Raw genomic sequence first — 16,956 nt, 5'->3', positions numbered from 1 at the left:
CAAAAGGTGGCATTTAGTGTAATTTGTGGGAAATGTTCACTTTTTCGCAGGATGACCACATGCACAACATCGGGATGTCTACCAAGCTCAACAATGTTTGTTATGACATAAGGGGTCCCGTTCTTAAACATGCCAAGCGCATGGAAGAAGAAGGCCACAAAATTCTTAAGCTCAACATTGGCAACCCCGCCCCATTCGGTTTTGATGCTCCGGATGAAATCCTGGTGGACGTGATCCGCAATCTGCCAACCTCACAGGGTTACTGCGATTCAAAAGGCATTTACTCGGCACGTAAAGCCGTCGTTCAGCATTACCAGAGACGCGGCCTGCTGGATTTAGATGTCGAAGACGTATATATCGGCAATGGCGTATCCGAACTGATCGTCATGGCGATGCAGGCACTGCTGGATAACACGGATGAAATTCTGGTTCCTGCACCCGATTACCCGCTGTGGACTGCGGCCATATCCTTGTCTGGCGGCAATCCTGTGCACTATATCTGTGATGAAGAATCGGACTGGTATCCGGACCTTGACGACATTCGCAGTAAAATCACCCCGAAAACGCGCGGGATTGTGTTGATCAACCCGAACAACCCAACCGGTGCTGTCTACAGCCGTGACTTTTTGCTGGAAGTGATTGAAATCGCCCGTCAGCACAAACTGATTATCTTTGCCGACGAAATTTACGACAAAATTCTCTATGACGGCGCCCAGCACACTTCTATCGCACCACTGGCAGAAGACGTGTTCTGTGTCACCTTCAATGGTTTGTCTAAGTCTTACCGTGTCTGTGGCTTCCGCGCTGGCTGGATGTTGCTCTCAGGGCCACGCCACGTTGCCAAACGCTACATCGAAGGCCTGGATATGCTGGCCTCAATGCGTCTGTGTGCCAACGTGCCGATGCAGCATGCAGTACAGACAGCTTTAGGTGGCTACCAGAGCATTAACGAGCTTATCCTGCCTGGTGGTCGCTTGCTAGAGCAAAGAAACAAGGCCTACGACATGATTACGCAAATTCCCGGCGTGTCATGCGTGAAACCTAAAGGTGCCTTGTACTTATTCCCTAAACTGGATCAGAAGAAGTTCAACATTGTCGATGATCAGAAAATGGCACTGGACTTCCTGCAGCAAGAGAAAGTACTGATAGTCCACGGCACAGGTTTTAACTGGAAAAAGCCGGATCACTTCCGCATAGTGACATTACCCAGGGTTGATGACCTGGAAATGGCCATCGGTCGTTTGGAGCGATTTCTTCACGGTTACCGCCAATAACTGGTTACCGCCAATAACTGGTTATTGGCAATAAACCCTTCAGTATGTATCGCAAAGCCCCGGTTCTCGGGGCTTTTGTTGTTTCCTAGGCTGCAAAAAATCTGTTAGGTTTAAATAGCAGTCTGATCAATGTGGAAACATCATGAAAACCAGCCATTTTTTTGCTCATCTCGCTCGTATGAAACTGATTCAGCGCTGGCCGCTTATGCGCTGCGTGGCAACTGAGAATGTCTCAGAACACAGCCTTCAGGTGGCTTTTGTCGCCCACGCTCTGGCATTGATCAAAAACCGCCACTTCGGTGGGCAGCTAAACCCTGAACGTATCGCCCTGCTGGCCATGTTTCATGATGCCAGTGAAGTGCTGACAGGCGACATGCCAACACCGATCAAATACTTCAACCCGACTATTGCAGAAGAGTACAAAAAGATTGAACTGGCCGCCGAGCAAAGGCTGCTTTCTATGCTCCCCGATGAGTTTCAGGCCGACTACGCCCCTTTGCTGGTCAGTGATGCCATCGACCAGCAGGACTACCACATAGTCAAGCAGGCCGATACCTTGTGTGCTTACCTGAAATGTCTGGAAGAGCTCAGTGCCGGCAATCACGAATTCACACAGGCCAAGAAACGTCTCGAAGAAACGCTGGAAGAGCGAAAGACACAGGAAATGAGCTATTTCCTGAAAACCTTCGCCACCAGTTTCAACCTAACTTTGGATGAGATCAGTTAATGCCTTTACCCAGTGACCCAAGCACCGCTCTGTGGCAAGCAAGAAAGAGTCAGGAGCACAAGGAAAGACGCGATGATCACCGTACTGCCTATCAGCGTGATCGCGCCAGAATTCTTCACTCTGCGGCCTTTCGCCGCTTACAGGCCAAAACTCAGGTCCATGGCGCCGGTCACCACGACTTTTACCGCACCCGGCTGACCCACTCGCTGGAAGCTTCCCAAATCGGCACCGGCATCGTGGCTCAGCTGAAAATCAAGCAGCCCGAATTTCGCTCGCTCTTGCCCTCAAACAGCCTGATGGAAAGCCTGTGTCTGGCGCATGACATCGGGCATCCGCCGTTTGGCCATGGTGGTGAGGTAGCGCTCAATTATATGATGCGTGATCATGGTGGCTTTGAAGGCAATGCGCAGACTTTCAGAATTGTCACATTACTTGAGCCCTATACCGAAAAGTTTGGTATGAATTTATCACGCCGCACTTTGCTCGGGCTGCTGAAATACCCGGCTTTTATCCGCGATACAAGAGCCACAGAGCAACCCCCTGAAGTCAGTGACTTCCGGCATTTGCGTGCCAAAGACTGGCAGCCGGCCAAAGGCATTTACCGCGACGACAAGGAGACCTTTGAGTGGGTGCTGTCTGGCCTGCCTGAGCACGACAGAGAACTGTTCGGTATGATGCGCAGCGAACGGCACTCCCCCACTCAGCACCTCAAAACACGCTTTAAGTCTCTGGACTGCTCCATCATGGAGCTTGCCGACGACATTGCGTATGGCGTGCACGATTTGGAAGATGCCATCGTCATGGGCATAGTGACACAGAAACAATGGGAAGAGGCCGCGGCCAGCCAGTTACTGCACTGTGGGGAACCCTGGCTGGCTTCTCGGACGGAATGGCTGAGTCAGCAGTTGTTTGCCGATCACCATCAGCGCAAAGATGCCATTGGTGCTTTGGTGAATGCCCTTATCACAGCGATTGAGATTGGCCCGACAACCGCCGAAAATGCCCCTGCATTCAGCGAACCACTGCTAAAATGGAACGCCTACCTGTCGGCCCCCATGGAAAGCGCCCTGACAGTACTGAAGCAATTTGTCAGCGAGTACGTGGTCCATAAACCGGAAATTCAGCTGCTTGAGTACAAAGGGCAGCAGATCATCATGGAAATGTTCGAGGCTTTCACCTCTGATCCCGAGCGGTTGCTGCCGGCCAGTACACGCGACCGCTGGCGCACAGCCATCCATCATAGTGAAAATGAACAGCGGATCATTGCTGACTATATTGCCGGGATGACAGACGGGTTCGCCCAACGTCTTTATAGCAACCTGTTTCAACCTGCCAGTGAATGGAAAATAGGGCCTATTGTTTAAGGCTGCTTGCCATAATGCCGTTCGAACAGTCCGGGCGGCATCTGGCTGATCTGATAATCAATCATCTTTTCAAACGCAGTCACTAATGGCAAAAAACGCCGGCTTTCGCCTTCAAGCTGATTCAGGGCGTGAAAGGCCGCTTCAACGGTTGATAATCCTGATTGTTTGGGTGATTTTCGAATCCGGTAATTCCCCGCGGGTACATCATCAAGGCACACGCACGGCAAGGCTTGCAGGTTAGCTGACAAGCGCCACATTTTATACGCCTTCTTCCATGTACCATCCAAGAGTATTAATGTCGTCAGAGGAAGCGAATTTGATGCAGCCCGACGGGAAAGCGGCACAGCCTGCTCATCCGGATAGAGCACCGCAGCATGGCGATCAGGGTCAGCCAGCAGGCTATTAATTTCCTCATGCCGGCTGAAATCTTCACCTACCCATAAGCGCGCGTTTGGCAGCGATAAGGTCAGAATACGTGCCGTACCGAGCGGCCGGCTGACTTCAGACGGGTGTTGCAATATCCAGAGTTCAGTTCTAGCATCAATTTTTTCAATCCACTGGCAAATGCAGGCATTGCCTGCTTTACCGCAATCTTCACAGTATCGGCTCATTGAGGTGCCCTTGTTATCACGATCTCTGCTCCTGTCTCTGCTGGCAACCTGTCTTTTTTGTGTCGCAGCACAGCTTGCACCACTTCATGCACTGCTTGAATGGCAGCGTCCACTCATTGAAGCCGGGCAATGGTGGCGGATCCTAACAGGAAATTTCACCCACACCAATTGGGCCCATCTCGGCATGAATGTTTCAGGTCTGCTGATAATCAGTTATCTGTTCCGGTTTTACCTGACTGCAGGACGCTTCGGGCTGTTACTAGCCTCGTTAAGCTTGATTGTAGGCCTGTCTCTGTTTCTTACCAAGCTGGACGGTTACGCAGGATTGTCCGGCCTGTTACATGGGGTTTTCATTTGGGGAGCCTGTCAGGATATTCGCACACAGCGTGCTGGTGGACGGCTATTGCTGATAGCCGGTATCCTAAAAATCAGCTGGGATTTGTATAGCGGAGGGTCCGCTGAAACTGCGTCCATGATTAAAGCACAGATTGCAGTGGAAGCGCATCTTGCAGGGGCTGTCGGTGGCTTCTTGTTAGCCATGCTGCCACCTGCTTTCAGGTTATCAGCATCACCCGTTAAATAATGCAGGTTGCAAGGGGCGCATTGCACCCCTTACAAGATAGTGGCGTTTCAGTCTTCAGCTCATCAGAGCTGAATGCGATCGCGGTTTTTGTCTACAGTAGAGGCGCCAATGCCTTTGACCTTACTCAGATCCTCGATAGTGGCAAATTTCCCATTCTGCTCCCGGTATTCAATAATGCTCTGAGCTTTATCCGGACCAACGCCTAATAGTAGCTTATCCAGTTCCTCAGCATTGGCACTATTGATATTAATTGTTATTTCAATCCCTTCATGCTTATCGGACGCATCCACCACTCCAGGTAAGACAACGCTCGACGCCAGCAAAATTAATGCAAATGTGTTTTTCATTTTTTCTCCTTGGTGTTAATTCAGCACAAGGATAATCATTTTTAATCACACAATAATGCTCGCCAGAATATGACAAGATAAAAAAACGACGGGCCGCACAAAGCGGCCCGTCTATTATAATTATCAATTACATTTAGTTTGCAGATGCATCCAATACCGGATAGGTCACTTCTGCATCAGCGCGCAGAACATCAAGTAAAGCGGCTACATCCTGCTGAGCATTCATCTGAGCAACCTGTTCGGCCAGTTGCCCATTCACGCTGGCCGAATCAATCTCAGGCTCAATCACTTTATCCAGCGCAATCACAACAACATTGCCCTGCTGGTCATGAGTCACACCATAGACCGACTTACCCGCTTCAGGTTTTGCCATCGCAAATGCTTCTTGTGCAATCACAGGATCGCTGCCACGACGACTGATAGTCTGAGGTTCAGAAAAGCTCAGTTCATACTGCTCCAAAATGGCGCTATCACCATTACGCAATGCAGCAAGAATCTCATCAGCCTGCTTCTCAGCCGCTTCTTCACCACGCTGGGCTGCCATTATCTCATGCACCTGAGCAGCAACCTCCTCAAACGGTAGCAGTTGTTCAGGGCGAGACTCATCAACACGCACAACAATGATATGCTCCGAACCCAATTCAATGACTTCAGAATTCAACCCATCTTCACGTACTTCCGCATTACCTAGCGCCTGGACAACAGCAGGTGAAGCCAACACGCCCTGGGCATTGTTAAGTGCGAAGAAGTCAGTCTTCTGTACTTTAGCATTGACCGCTTTAGCCGCATCATCCAATGAATCCGGTATCTCGAAAGCAGATTCCGCCAGTTTGGTCTGCAGCTGATAAAACGCTTCAGCCGCTTTTTGTTCACGCAGATCCGCCAACAGACCGCTGCGAACCTCGGCAAGAGGCTTGGCAGTAGGTGCTTTGACCGCTTCCAGCTGAATGATGTGATAGCCAAATGAGGATTTCACTACGCCAGACAGATCGCCTTGGTTTTCCAAAGCAAAAGCCGCTTCTTCAAACGCAGGGTCCATCACACCACGCTCAAACCAGTCCAGCTCACCACCCTGTTTCGCACTAAAAGTGTCATCCGATTTGGAGCTTGCCAGCTCGGAAAAATCCGCTCCCTGGTTCAGCTCGGCAAGAATCGCTTCCGCCTTTGACTGGGCCTCTGCATCGTCACCCTGAATCAGAATGTGGCGAACATGGCGCTGTTCAGGCGTCGAGAACTTAGTCAGGTTATCCTGATAATACGCATTCAGCTCATCATCACTGACATCCATGGTATTTTTCAGTGTATCGCCAGACAGCTCAATATAAGCAACTTTCACTTGCTCCGGACGTGTAAAGGCTTCCGGGTGCTGCTCATAGTAATCTTTGCTGTCGCTTTCTGAGATCTCAACAGTTTCCTTAAACGTATCTAGGTTCAGGGTCAGACTGCGCACTTCACGCTGTTGTTGCTCCAGTTGCTGCAACTGAGTTAATTCGTTATTCAATGCAAAATCACTGCCCTGAATAGCGCTCAGCAGCTGCTGGCGCAGCATGTCGGTACGCATGTACTCGGCAAATTGATCAGGCGTGAAACGCGAGCGACGAAGCAAAGAAGCATACACTTCGTTGTCAAACTTACCGTCACGCTGAAACTCAGGCATTGAACGGATTGCTTGCTTCACCTGATCATCACTGATACGTAAGCCCAGCTCGTTAGCACGTTGCTCAATCAGCGCATCGTTCACCAAACGGTCTAGCACACTGCGACGAAACTGCTGAACATAGCCAGGGTCACCCATCAGCGTAGAAAAATACTCTCCCAGCTGCGACTGCATACGGTTACGTTCGTTCTGGTATGCCTGCTCGAACTGATTCTGGCTGATTTCCTCGCCGTCAATCTTTGCCGCTACAGGCTGATTAGAATTTGCCAGATAACTGCCTACACCGGCAAAGACAAAAGAAAATATGATTAGGGAGAGAATAATCTTCACCCAAATGCTGCTAACGCCTTCGCGCATCCGCTCCATCATAACGTGCCGTATCTCCTAGTTGTTCGAGCTGGCAATAACTGTTGATTACGATTCTGAAGAATCACAATCTGTTCACCCTGATACAATGTAAAAAAAGCGCATCAGATATGATGCGCTCTCGTGTTACGCAATAATGCCACTATATGACAAGAAGCGTAAGGTTTTGTTCATTTCAACTTACTGGCAAAGCCAGAATCAGTTGACAGAATCTTTCAGCGCTTTACCTGGTTTGAAACCTGGTACACGTGCTGCTGCGATTTGGATTTCTTCACCCGTTTGTGGGTTACGGCCGGTACGGGCAGCGCGCTCACGAACAGAGAATGTACCAAAACCAACCAGCGCAACCTGGTCACCTTCCTTCAGAGACTCAGATACTGCCTCAATGAAAGCGTCCAGCGCACGGCCAGCAGATGCTTTAGAAATATCAGCACCTTCGGCAATTTTATCAACCAATTGAGTTTTGTTCACGATTTCTTCCCCTCTATGAACATTGTCTTCCTGACAACAGCATAATCTATGTTTACGCTGTGACGACAAAGGACAATCAAAAACTTGTATCAGGTCTAATTTATCAGCTCATTGTGACACTGAACAGGCTGTAAGCCTTGTTATTATTGAACTTACAGCAAATTAGACCCCACTTATAGCCAGACAGAAAAAGGCTGACAAGTGATTTCCACCACAGTCAGCCTCTTACATCTGTTAATTTTGCTGCATATCACTGTTTTGAGCATTTACCAGCTCGATCCCTGTCGGATTATTTTCCAGGGCGATGCGTAACACATCATCAATCCAGCGAACCGGGCGGACTTCCAAATCAGCAATCACGTTGTCTGGGATCTCTTCCAGATCACGTTCATTCTCTTTTGGAATCAGCACAGTTTTAATACCACCACGGTGTGCTGCCAGCAGTTTTTCTTTCAAACCACCGATAGGCAGAACTTCACCACGCAGGGTAATTTCACCTGTCATCGCCACATCGCTGCGCACAGGGTTACCTGTCAGGCTCGACACCAGTGCCGTACACATTGCTATACCCGCACTTGGACCGTCTTTAGGGGTTGCCCCTTCAGGAACATGAACATGGATATCACGCTTCTCATAGAAGTCGTTATTAATACCCAGTTTCTCTGCGCGAGTACGTACCACAGTCATTGCTGCCTGAATTGACTCCTGCATCACATCGCCGAGAGATCCGGTGTAAGACAGCTTGCCTTTGCCCGGCATAGACTCAGTTTCAATGGTCAGCAGATCGCCGCCCACCTCGGTCCACGCCAGCCCGGTGACTTGTCCAATACGGTTGCTTTCTTCTGCTTTTCCGTAGTCGAAGCGCTGCACACCCAAGTACTGCTTCAGGTTCGCCTGATTAATGGTGACCTTTTTCACTTTCGGGTTCAGCAGGATCTCTTTCACCGCTTTACGGCACAATTTGGAAATTTCACGCTCAAGATTACGCACGCCAGCTTCGCGGGTGTAGTAGCGGATGATGCCGATGATGGCAGAATCTTCTATCTCCACTTCGCCTTTTTTCAGGCCGTTACGTTGAATCTGTTTTTCCAGCAAGTGACGTTTGGCGATGTTGAGTTTTTCGTCCTCGGTATAACCAGACAGGCGAATCACTTCCATACGGTCCAGTAACGGGCCAGGAATATTCATCGAGTTCGATGTCGCCACGAACATCACGTCGGACAAATCGTAATCCACTTCCAGATAATGGTCGTTAAACGCATTGTTCTGTTCCGGATCCAGGACTTCCAGCAACGCTGATGCAGGATCGCCACGCATGTCGGAAGACATCTTGTCGATCTCATCCAGCAGGAACAGTGGGTTTTTCACGCCAACTTTGGCCATTTTCTGGATCAGCTTGCCTGGCATTGAGCCGATGTAAGTCCGGCGGTGACCACGGATTTCCGCTTCATCACGCACCCCGCCCAGCGCCATACGCACGTATTTACGGCCAGTGGCAGCAGCAATCGACTGCCCCAGAGACGTTTTACCGACACCAGGAGGGCCAACCAGACACAGGATCGGGCCTTTCAGCTTATTAATACGGCTCTGGACAGCTAAATACTCAAGAATGCGGTCTTTGACGCGTTCCAGGCCATAGTGATCGGCATTGAGGATCTCTTCCGCTTTAGCCAGATCTTTCTTGACCTTGGTACGCTTGTACCAGGGCACACTCAGCATCCAGTCGATATAACCACGAACCACAGTCGCTTCAGCTGACATCGGCGACATCATTTTCAGCTTTTGCAATTCTTGCTCAGTTTTTTCACGTGCTTCGGCTGGCATCTTCGACTCGTCGATTTTTTTCTTCAACGATTCGAATTCGTCCGGTGCATCATCCAGCTCACCCAGTTCTTTCTGGATGGCTTTCATCTGCTCATTCAGATAGTACTCGCGCTGGCTCTTTTCCATCTGTTTCTTGACGCGGCCACGGATACGTTTCTCTACCTGCAGCAGATCAATTTCAGATTCCATCATGGCCATCAGGAACTCCAGACGTTCCGTGATATCCACAATTTCGAGCACTTTCTGCTTATCTGCCAGTTTCAGTGGCATGTGCGCAGCAATGGTATCGGCAAGGCGAGCGGCCTCATCAATACCATTCAGTGACGTAAGCACTTCAGGCGGGATCTTCTTGTTCAGCTTGATAAAGCCTTCAAACTGATTGATCGCAGTGCGAACCAGCACTTCCTGCTCGCGTTCGTCCATTTCCGGCGTGACCAGAAATTCCGCTTCCGCACTGAAAAATTCGTCGTCAGTCAACTTCTTAACGTTTGCACGCTGCTGACCTTCTACCAACACCTTCACTGTGCCATCAGGCAATTTCAGGAGCTGCAGTATGGTCGCCACTGTGCCGACATCATAGAGATCGTCAACGGTTGGTTCGTCAGTTGCCGCTTCTTTTTGGGCAACCAACAAAATTTGTTTATCGTTATCCATTGCGGTTTCAAGGCAACGAATGGATTTATCCCGGCCTACAAACAATGGAATAACCATATGAGGGTAGACCACCACGTCACGCAGTGGCAGAACGGGAATGGCAAGGCGTTCCGAACGCTCCAGGTTCATATTGTTCTCTCTTTCCGTTCAGTCTCTTTTAGTGAGTATATGGGGGCAGACTGACAAGATTCAACGGTCGATTTGCCAGAAAATCAAAAAGGAGGCCAAAGCCTCCTTTATTTACTCAAACTGTACGTTTTGCAACCACTTACTCGCCGCCTGCAGCTTGATTTTCAGTGTTTTCATAAATCAGCAAAGGTTCAGATTCCCCTTTAATAACCGACTCATCAATCACTACTTTACTCACGCCTTCGGCAGAAGGTAGCTCATACATAGTATCCAGCAGTACCGCCTCTACGATAGAGCGAAGGCCACGTGCACCGGTTTTACGTTCCATGGCTTTACGGGCAATTGCCTGCAGCGCATCGTCACGAAATTCCAGTTCAACGTTTTCCAGCTCCAGTAATGCAGCATACTGTTTTGTCAGCGCATTTTTCGGCTCACGCAGAATCTGCACCAGAGCAGATTCATCCAGCTCACTCAAAATCGCAGTGACTGGCAGACGACCGATAAACTCAGGGATCAAACCGTATTTCACCAGATCTTCCGGTTCGACTTTCTCGAATAAATCACTGAGTGTGTTGCGCTGATCTTTAGAGCGGACTTCCGCACCAAAACCAATACCTGAACTGGTTGCCACACGTTGCTCTACCACTTTATCCAGGCCTGCAAATGCACCACCACAAATAAAGAGTATTTTCGATGTATCAACCTGCAGGAACTCCTGCTGAGGATGTTTACGACCGCCCTGTGGAGGCACAGAGGCAACCGTACCCTCGATCAATTTCAGCAGCGCCTGCTGCACACCTTCGCCAGACACGTCACGGGTAATTGATGGGTTGTCAGATTTACGGGAAATCTTGTCAATTTCATCAATATAAACTATTCCGCGCTCAGCTTTAGCGACATCGTAATCACATTTCTGCAGCAACTTCTGGATGATGTTTTCTACATCTTCACCGACATAACCGGCTTCGGTCAGGGTCGTTGCATCCGCCATAGTGAAAGGTACATCCAGCATACGCGCCAGCGTTTCTGCAAGCAGTGTTTTACCACTACCCGTCGGACCTATCAGCAGGATGTTACTTTTACCCAACTCGACACCATCACTTGTGGTGTCGCCATTACGCAAACGCTTGTAATGGTTGTAGACAGCTACAGCCAGTACTTTCTTCGCGTGATCCTGGCCGATGACATAATCATCTAAGTGCGTGCGGATCTCCCTTGGCGTTGGCAGTTCATTACCATCGCGCTTTGGCATAACTTCTTTGATTTCTTCGCGAATGATGTCGTTACACAGATCGACGCACTCATCGCAAATATACACAGAAGGGCCAGCAATCAGCTTGCGAACTTCATGCTGACTTTTACCGCAGAAAGAGCAGTACAGCAGTTTTCCACTACCACTCTCTTTTCGCTTATCTGTCATTCGCTAACCTCATATTGGGTTTCACCCATCCTTGCCTTGTTTTGAGTGTATAACATCTCTCGTCACTTTGCTGTCACCTTGCGCCTTCAGAGCACTGTGCACCATAATGACAGGTTAGTCACGCTTATTCAAAACGGCATCAACCAGTCCATACTCCGCAGCCTGCTCAGCAGACATGAAGTTGTCACGGTCTGTATCTTTTTCAACGATTTCCAATGGTTGGCCGGTATGGTCAGCCAGCAGATTGTTTAATCGCTTCTTAATTGTCAGAATTTCCTGAGCATGAATCTGAATATCAGAAGCCTGTCCCTGGAAACCGCCTAATGGTTGGTGGATCATTACACGGGAATTAGGCAGACAAAAACGTTTACCTTTCGCTCCACCTGCCAGCAGGAATGCACCCATTGAACATGCTTGTCCCATACAGAAGGTACTCACATCCGGTTTGATGTGTTGCATAGTGTCATAGATGGACATACCTGCAGTGACTGAGCCACCAGGGGAGTTAATATACAGGAAAATATCTTTGTCAGGGTTCTCTGACTCCAGGAACAACAGCTGTGCCACAACCAGGTTCGCCATCTGATCTTCAACCTGACCGGTCAGAAAGATCACACGCTCCTTCAATAGTCGGGAATAGATGTCGTAGGAACGCTCGCCACGAGAGGTCTGCTCGACCACCATAGGAACCAGCGCATTCATAATTGGCGACATGGCGTTATTATCTTGGTAGCTCATAACCTTATTTCCCCAAAAAATTAATGGCCCGAATGATTGACTCATACGGACCATTGTTAGCAGAAGATTTGAAATGAAGTCAAATCTTTACAGTCATTTCAGTCAATTAAGCTGCTGGTTGCTGATTCATCAGCTCATTGAAGCTTACTTCTTTTTCTGAAACCTGTGCTTTAGCCAGTAGAGCATCAATCGCTTGTTCTTCCAGAGCAACATTACGCATGTTGTTCATCAGTTGCTCATTCTTTTCATAGTATGCAACAACTTCCGTTGGATCTTCATAAGCAGATGCCATTTCAGTGATCAGCGCCTTAACTCGCTCGTCATCGGCTTTCAGTTCTTCAGCCTTGATCACTTCACCCAGCAGCAGACCAACTACTACACGACGTTTAGCTTGCTCTTCGAACAGCTCACGTGGCAGCTCTGGTGCATTATCCGCATTACCGCCGAAACGCTGAACAGCCTGCTGACGCAGGGTGTTAACTTCCTGGTCAATCAGCGCAGAAGGTACAGCAATGTCGTTTTGTTCAATCAGACCATTCAGAACCTGATCCTTGATACGGCCTTTAACCGCTTGCTTCAGCTCGCGCTCCATGTTCTTGCGCACTTCAGCTTTCAGGCCTTCAACAGAACCGTCTTCAACGCCAAACTTCTTCACAAATTCGTCGTTCAGCTCTGGCAGCTCCTGAGCTTCTACTTTGTGCAGCTTGATGGCGAACACAGCCGCTTTACCTTTCAGGTTCTCGGCGTGATAGTCTTCAGGGAAAGTGACTTCAATGCTGAACTCTTCACCCGCTTTCTTACCAACGATACCTTCTTCGAAGCCTGGAATCATACGGCCCTGGCCCATTGCCAGAGGGAAAGCTTCTGCTTTACCGCCGTCGAATTCTTCACCGTCAATAGAACCAGTGAAATCGATAGTCACACGGCTGTCTGCGTCAGCAGCGGTATCAACTTCAGCCCAGTTAGCTTGCTGCTTACGCAGTGTTTCCAGCATCTGAGCAACGTCTTCTTCTTTCACTTCAGCAGCTGGCTTCTCGATAGCAATCTTGTCCAGACCCGTCAGTTCAATCTCAGGGAACACTTCGAAGGTTGCTTTGAAAACCAGATCCTTACCTTCAGCCATGTCGACTGGCGTGAACGTTGGCGCACCGGCTGGGTTAATTTTCTCTTTAACGATAGCTTCAATGTAATGACGCTGCATCACTTCACCCAGTACATCCTGACGTACAGATGCGCCGAACATACGTGCAACCATCTTGATTGGTGCTTTACCAGGACGGAAACCGTCAAAACGACGGGTTTTAGCGATTTTCTGCAACTGGGCAGTTACTGCATCTTCGATGTTTGCAGCAGGTACAGTAATCGTAATTTGGCGTTCTAGGCCTTCAGTGGTTTCAACGGTAACTTGCATTTTCTTAAACCTCAAAACTGACTCAGGTTGACTGAGTTATCTTGCCCGTCAGATCTCTGCTGACGCTGGCATCCTTTCGTGTTACGGCTTGAACACCATAACGCCTGAATTCGGTCAATTTCTGTATCACTAGCCAGTGCCACTGAAACAAAAATTAAAGCGCGGTATTATAACGACCCAGCCCTCTTTCGTCGAGGCATCTGGTGTCACACCAAGTGTAAACCTTCGGACAAGATAGGGTCTGAATTCGCATTTTCAAGAGAAAACACGAAAAAATTGCAGTTTAGCCTCGCTTTTTTGTTCAAATGTCGATTCAGTGCAGGAATTTTAATCAATACTGCATGCTGCTTTGCGCACTGTAACCAAAGATGAAAAATGAAGAAGCGAGTAGAAAAAGAAGGGTGTGACGAAGAAAAGTGGCGCGCCCTGCAGGATTCGAACCTGCGACCACATGCTTAGAAGGCACGTGCTCTATCCAACTGAGCTAAGGGCGCATTGTCTGAGAGTTAGCAACCAGGAGCGTTAACTAACGGGGGTGAATTATACGTCGCTTGAGATCAAGGTCAACGATAAAACGTTAAAATACCTCGCCAAATGCACCAAGCGGTTAAACTTACGGCAAACACCCACCTTTGTTGCCTCAGCGAAACACATCCTTTCTCTGTACAGCTAAGCACTTATTATTTGAAAATCTTTAGATTGCAGTATTTTAGGCAGTAATTACTTCTTTATTAACGCAGGGATTTTATCTGAAGCCTGCAAAAAGCAAACGTTTGCGCTATAGATTTCCCCCCTTATCTCTGCGACAATATGCCTGCTCAGCTCATTTCTGTACAAAGGAAAATCATGGCCGCTCAAATCATTGATGGAAAACTTATCTCACAAACTGTCAGACAAGAAGTTGCTGCACGTGTTAAGGCTCGCACTGACGCGGGATTACGTGCACCTGGGTTAGCCGTCATTCTGGTAGGTCAGGATCCTGCCTCACAGATTTATGTCGGCAGCAAGCGTAAAGCCTGTGAAGAAGTGGGCTTTATCTCTCGCTCATTCGACCTTCCTGCTGATACTGCAGAAGTCGAACTGCTGGCGCTGATTGATGAACTGAATGCGGATCAGTCCATAGACGGGATACTGGTACAGTTGCCTCTGCCTGCAGGCATTGACTCCACCAAAGTGCTTGAACATATTAACCCCGAGAAAGATGTCGACGGTTTCCACCCCTATAACGTCGGGCGTCTGTGCCAGCGCATCCCGAAACTGCGCTCATGCACACCAAAGGGGATTATCACTTTGCTGGAGCGCTATAACATCCAGGCTCGTGGCAAACATGCGGTTATTGTGGGTGCTTCTAATATCGTTGGCCGCCCTATGACCCTTGAACTGTTGCTTGCCGGCGCCACGACCACAACCTGTCACCGATTCACTCAGGATCTGGAAAGCCATGTTCGTCAGGCTGATATCCTGGTTGTCGCGGTAGGAAAGCCTAATTTTATTCCGGGTAGCTGGATTAAAGAAGGCGCGACTATCATAGATGTCGGTATCAATCGCCTGGACAACGGCACCCTGGTGGGTGATGTGGAATATGATGTCGCGCGCCAAAAGGCCAAACACATTACTCCCGTCCCTGGTGGTGTTGGCCCGATGACGGTTGCCACACTGATCGAAAATACCCTGCTGGCCTGTGAGCAATTCCACGAAAGCTGACAGGTATTTAGTTATCCAGAGACAAAAACAGCGAGGTAATCAACCTCGCTGTTTTTGTTATTCATCTCGGTACTGGCCAGCTTTTATAACCTGTTATAACCCGCGTTATTTCTGCAGCGTTTTCAGATAAGCCGCGAAATCATTCCCGAGCACAGGGTGGCGTAAGCCGTATTCTACGAATGCCTGCATATAACCCAGTTTACTGCCGCAATCATGGCTCTTACCAGTCATGTGGAACGCATTAACCTGCTGCTTTTCCATCAACATATCAATTGCGTCTGTCAGCTGAATTTCATCACCTGCACCAATCGGAGTTTTGGCAAGAATTTCCCAGATTTCGGCAGGAAGGATATATCGCCCCACGATGGCCAGGTTAGACGGCGCCTGATCAGCCGCTGGTTTCTCAACAACCTTGGCCATAGAGGCTGAATCGCCTGGCGCAATTTGCTCGCCATTCACATCAGCCACACCATAGTTAGACACTTCCGACATTGGTACTGGCTCTACCATGACCTGGCTAACACCTGTTTCATTGAACAGATTAACCATAGCTGCCATGTTCTCACTACGCAGATCGCTGGCAGCATCATCCAGAATCACATCTGGCAGGACAACGGCAAACGGCTCGTTGCCTACCAGTGGACGGGCACAAAGTACCGCATGGCCCAGGCCTTTTGCCTGGCCCTGACGCACATGCATTATGGTCACATCACTTGGACAGATGTTCTGTACTTCATCCAGCAACTGACGCTTAACCCGCTTTTCAAGCGTTGCTTCCAGCTCAAATGAAGTATCAAAGTGGTTTTCAATAGAGTTTTTAGACGAATGGGTAACCAGCACTATTTCTTTAATACCGGCCGCAACACATTCATTCACGACATATTGAATAAGAGGTTTGTCCACAATAGGCAGCATCTCTTTGGGAATGGCCTTTGTGGCTGGTAACATCCTGGTCCCTAAACCGGCTACCGGAATGACCGCTTTACGAACTGGGGAAGACTTTTGCATTGCTTTTTCCATGTACGTTGTCATTGTCAGTCGCAATATAACAAACTTGCCTTTATGCAGCGAGAGATCTGAGCAATAAGCGTGAGCTGGTGTCCTCAACGACAAAAAGACAGATTACGCAGGACAGAGATGGCGGAATGTTTAAGCCACGACCAGGTTACCCACGGCGGACGATATCTGCGTTATCTATACTGATTTTCACCGGTTTACCGAGCAAGTTTATCAGCATGAATGAGCGCTTTTCACCGTCAGGTTCCTGATAGATGGCTTCAAGGCCCTTAAACTGGCCTTGTTTGAGCTCGAGGCACTCGCCGGGTTTGGGCAGATTAGACAACAGACGTCTGTGTTCTTCGCAATTTTCATTCGTCATTAACTCAAACAGCAGTTCAGGCTGAACTTTTTGCGGGTATGCCCCCTGGCGGATAAAGTCAGCCACACCGCGCGTCGAGCGGACTGTGGTATAGCTGACATATTCAGGGTCAAAACAAACAAACATATAATTAGGGAACAGTGGTTCATTCACAGTGACACGTTTTCCGCGCACCACTTTCTCGACGAGTACCTGAGGGTAATAGCACTCTACGCCCTGACGATCCAGATTGACCACGGCCCGCTCCTGCTCGCTTCGCTTGCAATAAAGTAGGTACCAATCTTTCATATCGTCTCTG

The 16,956-nt window shown here is 49.0% G+C and carries 15 protein-coding genes and 1 tRNA gene; 5 read left to right on the top strand and 11 right to left on the bottom strand.

Going from position 1 to position 16,956, the window contains the following annotated elements:
- The first annotated feature begins 59 nt into the window (after positions 1-59).
- From Q4491_RS00405 to Q4491_RS00395, 3 genes are all read left to right on the top strand, one after another.
- Entirely contained in the window at positions 60-1,274 is a 1,215-nt protein-coding gene (locus Q4491_RS00405) for a pyridoxal phosphate-dependent aminotransferase (protein WP_192015108.1), read from the top strand.
- A 142-nt stretch (positions 1,275-1,416) separates the two neighbouring features.
- The gene (yfbR, locus tag Q4491_RS00400; protein ID WP_046218758.1) at positions 1,417-2,001 is read left to right on the top strand and encodes a 5'-deoxynucleotidase; all 585 of its coding nucleotides are present in this window, start codon (positions 1,417-1,419) and stop codon (positions 1,999-2,001) included.
- Positions 2,001-3,365 (top strand): anti-phage deoxyguanosine triphosphatase, encoded by a 1,365-nt coding sequence (locus Q4491_RS00395; protein WP_303453228.1) that lies wholly within the window; start codon positions 2,001-2,003, stop codon positions 3,363-3,365. The genes yfbR and Q4491_RS00395 overlap by 1 nt, the downstream gene beginning before the upstream one ends.
- Here the strand turns inward: Q4491_RS00395 and Q4491_RS00390 are convergent.
- On the bottom strand, positions 3,362-3,976 hold the full coding sequence (locus tag Q4491_RS00390; protein WP_303453225.1) for a tRNA-uridine aminocarboxypropyltransferase: 615 nt from the start codon (positions 3,974-3,976) through the stop codon (positions 3,362-3,364). The two genes, Q4491_RS00395 and Q4491_RS00390, sit on opposite strands and share 4 nt — an antisense overlap.
- A 10-nt stretch (positions 3,977-3,986) precedes the next feature.
- Between Q4491_RS00390 and rrtA the strand changes: the two genes are divergently transcribed.
- Positions 3,987-4,559 (top strand): rhombosortase, encoded by a 573-nt coding sequence (gene rrtA / locus Q4491_RS00385; protein WP_303453222.1) that lies wholly within the window; start codon positions 3,987-3,989, stop codon positions 4,557-4,559.
- 62 nt (positions 4,560-4,621) lie between these two features.
- Here rrtA and Q4491_RS00380 read toward each other — a convergent pair whose 3' ends face one another.
- From Q4491_RS00380 to Q4491_RS00345, 8 genes are all read right to left on the bottom strand, one after another.
- Positions 4,622-4,906, bottom strand: a complete 285-nt coding sequence (locus Q4491_RS00380; protein WP_027252848.1) for a ComEA family DNA-binding protein — start codon at positions 4,904-4,906, stop codon at positions 4,622-4,624.
- A gap of 133 nt (positions 4,907-5,039) precedes the next feature.
- The gene (gene ppiD / locus Q4491_RS00375; RefSeq protein ID WP_303453216.1) at positions 5,040-6,932 is read right to left on the bottom strand and encodes a peptidylprolyl isomerase; all 1,893 of its coding nucleotides are present in this window, start codon (positions 6,930-6,932) and stop codon (positions 5,040-5,042) included.
- A gap of 195 nt (positions 6,933-7,127) precedes the next feature.
- Positions 7,128-7,400, bottom strand: a complete 273-nt coding sequence (gene hupB, locus Q4491_RS00370) for a nucleoid-associated protein HU-beta (RefSeq protein WP_027252850.1) — start codon at positions 7,398-7,400, stop codon at positions 7,128-7,130.
- Between the two features lie 234 nt (positions 7,401-7,634).
- Positions 7,635-10,007, bottom strand: a complete 2,373-nt coding sequence (gene lon, locus Q4491_RS00365; RefSeq protein WP_303453211.1) for an endopeptidase La — start codon at positions 10,005-10,007, stop codon at positions 7,635-7,637.
- A gap of 139 nt (positions 10,008-10,146) precedes the next feature.
- Positions 10,147-11,427, bottom strand: a complete 1,281-nt coding sequence (gene clpX, locus Q4491_RS00360) for an ATP-dependent protease ATP-binding subunit ClpX (protein WP_027252852.1) — start codon at positions 11,425-11,427, stop codon at positions 10,147-10,149.
- 114 nt (positions 11,428-11,541) lie between these two features.
- Positions 11,542-12,165, bottom strand: coding sequence for an ATP-dependent Clp endopeptidase proteolytic subunit ClpP (gene clpP, locus Q4491_RS00355; protein WP_192015102.1), 624 nt, complete (start codon positions 12,163-12,165; stop codon positions 11,542-11,544).
- Positions 12,166-12,271: 106 nt separating this feature from the next.
- Positions 12,272-13,576 (bottom strand): trigger factor, encoded by a 1,305-nt coding sequence (tig, locus tag Q4491_RS00350; RefSeq protein WP_192015101.1) that lies wholly within the window; start codon positions 13,574-13,576, stop codon positions 12,272-12,274.
- 417 nt (positions 13,577-13,993) lie between these two features.
- Positions 13,994-14,070: transfer RNA gene (locus Q4491_RS00345), tRNA-Arg, on the bottom strand.
- A 352-nt stretch (positions 14,071-14,422) separates the two neighbouring features.
- On the opposite strand from Q4491_RS00345, the gene folD reads away from it, so the two are divergent.
- A complete protein-coding gene (gene folD, locus Q4491_RS00340; protein WP_192015100.1) occupies positions 14,423-15,280 on the top strand; it encodes a bifunctional methylenetetrahydrofolate dehydrogenase/methenyltetrahydrofolate cyclohydrolase FolD in 858 nt (285 codons plus the stop codon).
- A gap of 105 nt (positions 15,281-15,385) precedes the next feature.
- Here the strand turns inward: folD and galU are convergent, their stop codons facing one another.
- Positions 15,386-16,288 carry a UTP--glucose-1-phosphate uridylyltransferase GalU gene (galU, locus tag Q4491_RS00335; RefSeq protein ID WP_192015099.1) on the bottom strand — a complete coding sequence of 301 codons (903 nt, stop codon included), beginning with the start codon at positions 16,286-16,288 and terminating at the stop codon, positions 15,386-15,388.
- Positions 16,289-16,445: 157 nt separating this feature from the next.
- Positions 16,446-16,946, bottom strand: a complete 501-nt coding sequence (rfaH, locus tag Q4491_RS00330) for a transcription/translation regulatory transformer protein RfaH (RefSeq protein WP_192015098.1) — start codon at positions 16,944-16,946, stop codon at positions 16,446-16,448.
- Between the last annotated feature and the right edge of the window lie 10 nt (positions 16,947-16,956).

Origin of the sequence: Photobacterium sp. 2_MG-2023 (genome assembly GCF_030547675.1) — a bacterium.
GTDB lineage: Bacteria > Pseudomonadota > Gammaproteobacteria > Enterobacterales > Vibrionaceae > Photobacterium > Photobacterium arenosum.
Note: the sequence above shows the minus strand (reverse complement) of the source record. Positions and strands in the feature narration are given on the sequence as shown.

What these genes read in the sequence shown, in the direction of transcription:
- Q4491_RS00405 (WP_192015108.1), top strand. Translation starts at nt 60, where the DNA reads ATGCACAACATCGGGATGTCTACCAAGCTCAACAATGTTTGTTATGAC.
- yfbR (WP_046218758.1), top strand. Translation starts at nt 1,417, where the DNA reads ATGAAAACCAGCCATTTTTTTGCTCATCTCGCTCGTATGAAACTGATT.
- Q4491_RS00395 (WP_303453228.1), top strand. Translation starts at nt 2,001, where the DNA reads ATGCCTTTACCCAGTGACCCAAGCACCGCTCTGTGGCAAGCAAGAAAG.
- Q4491_RS00390 (WP_303453225.1), bottom strand. Translation starts at nt 3,976, where the DNA reads ATGAGCCGATACTGTGAAGATTGCGGTAAAGCAGGCAATGCCTGCATT.
- Q4491_RS00380 (WP_027252848.1), bottom strand. Translation starts at nt 4,906, where the DNA reads ATGAAAAACACATTTGCATTAATTTTGCTGGCGTCGAGCGTTGTCTTA.
- ppiD (WP_303453216.1), bottom strand. Translation starts at nt 6,932, where the DNA reads ATGATGGAGCGGATGCGCGAAGGCGTTAGCAGCATTTGGGTGAAGATT.
- lon (WP_303453211.1), bottom strand. Translation starts at nt 10,007, where the DNA reads ATGAACCTGGAGCGTTCGGAACGCCTTGCCATTCCCGTTCTGCCACTG.
- clpX (WP_027252852.1), bottom strand. Translation starts at nt 11,427, where the DNA reads ATGACAGATAAGCGAAAAGAGAGTGGTAGTGGAAAACTGCTGTACTGC.
- clpP (WP_192015102.1), bottom strand. Translation starts at nt 12,165, where the DNA reads ATGAGCTACCAAGATAATAACGCCATGTCGCCAATTATGAATGCGCTG.
- tig (WP_192015101.1), bottom strand. Translation starts at nt 13,576, where the DNA reads ATGCAAGTTACCGTTGAAACCACTGAAGGCCTAGAACGCCAAATTACG.
- folD (WP_192015100.1), top strand. Translation starts at nt 14,423, where the DNA reads ATGGCCGCTCAAATCATTGATGGAAAACTTATCTCACAAACTGTCAGA.
- galU (WP_192015099.1), bottom strand. Translation starts at nt 16,288, where the DNA reads ATGCAAAAGTCTTCCCCAGTTCGTAAAGCGGTCATTCCGGTAGCCGGT.
- rfaH (WP_192015098.1), bottom strand. Translation starts at nt 16,946, where the DNA reads ATGAAAGATTGGTACCTACTTTATTGCAAGCGAAGCGAGCAGGAGCGG.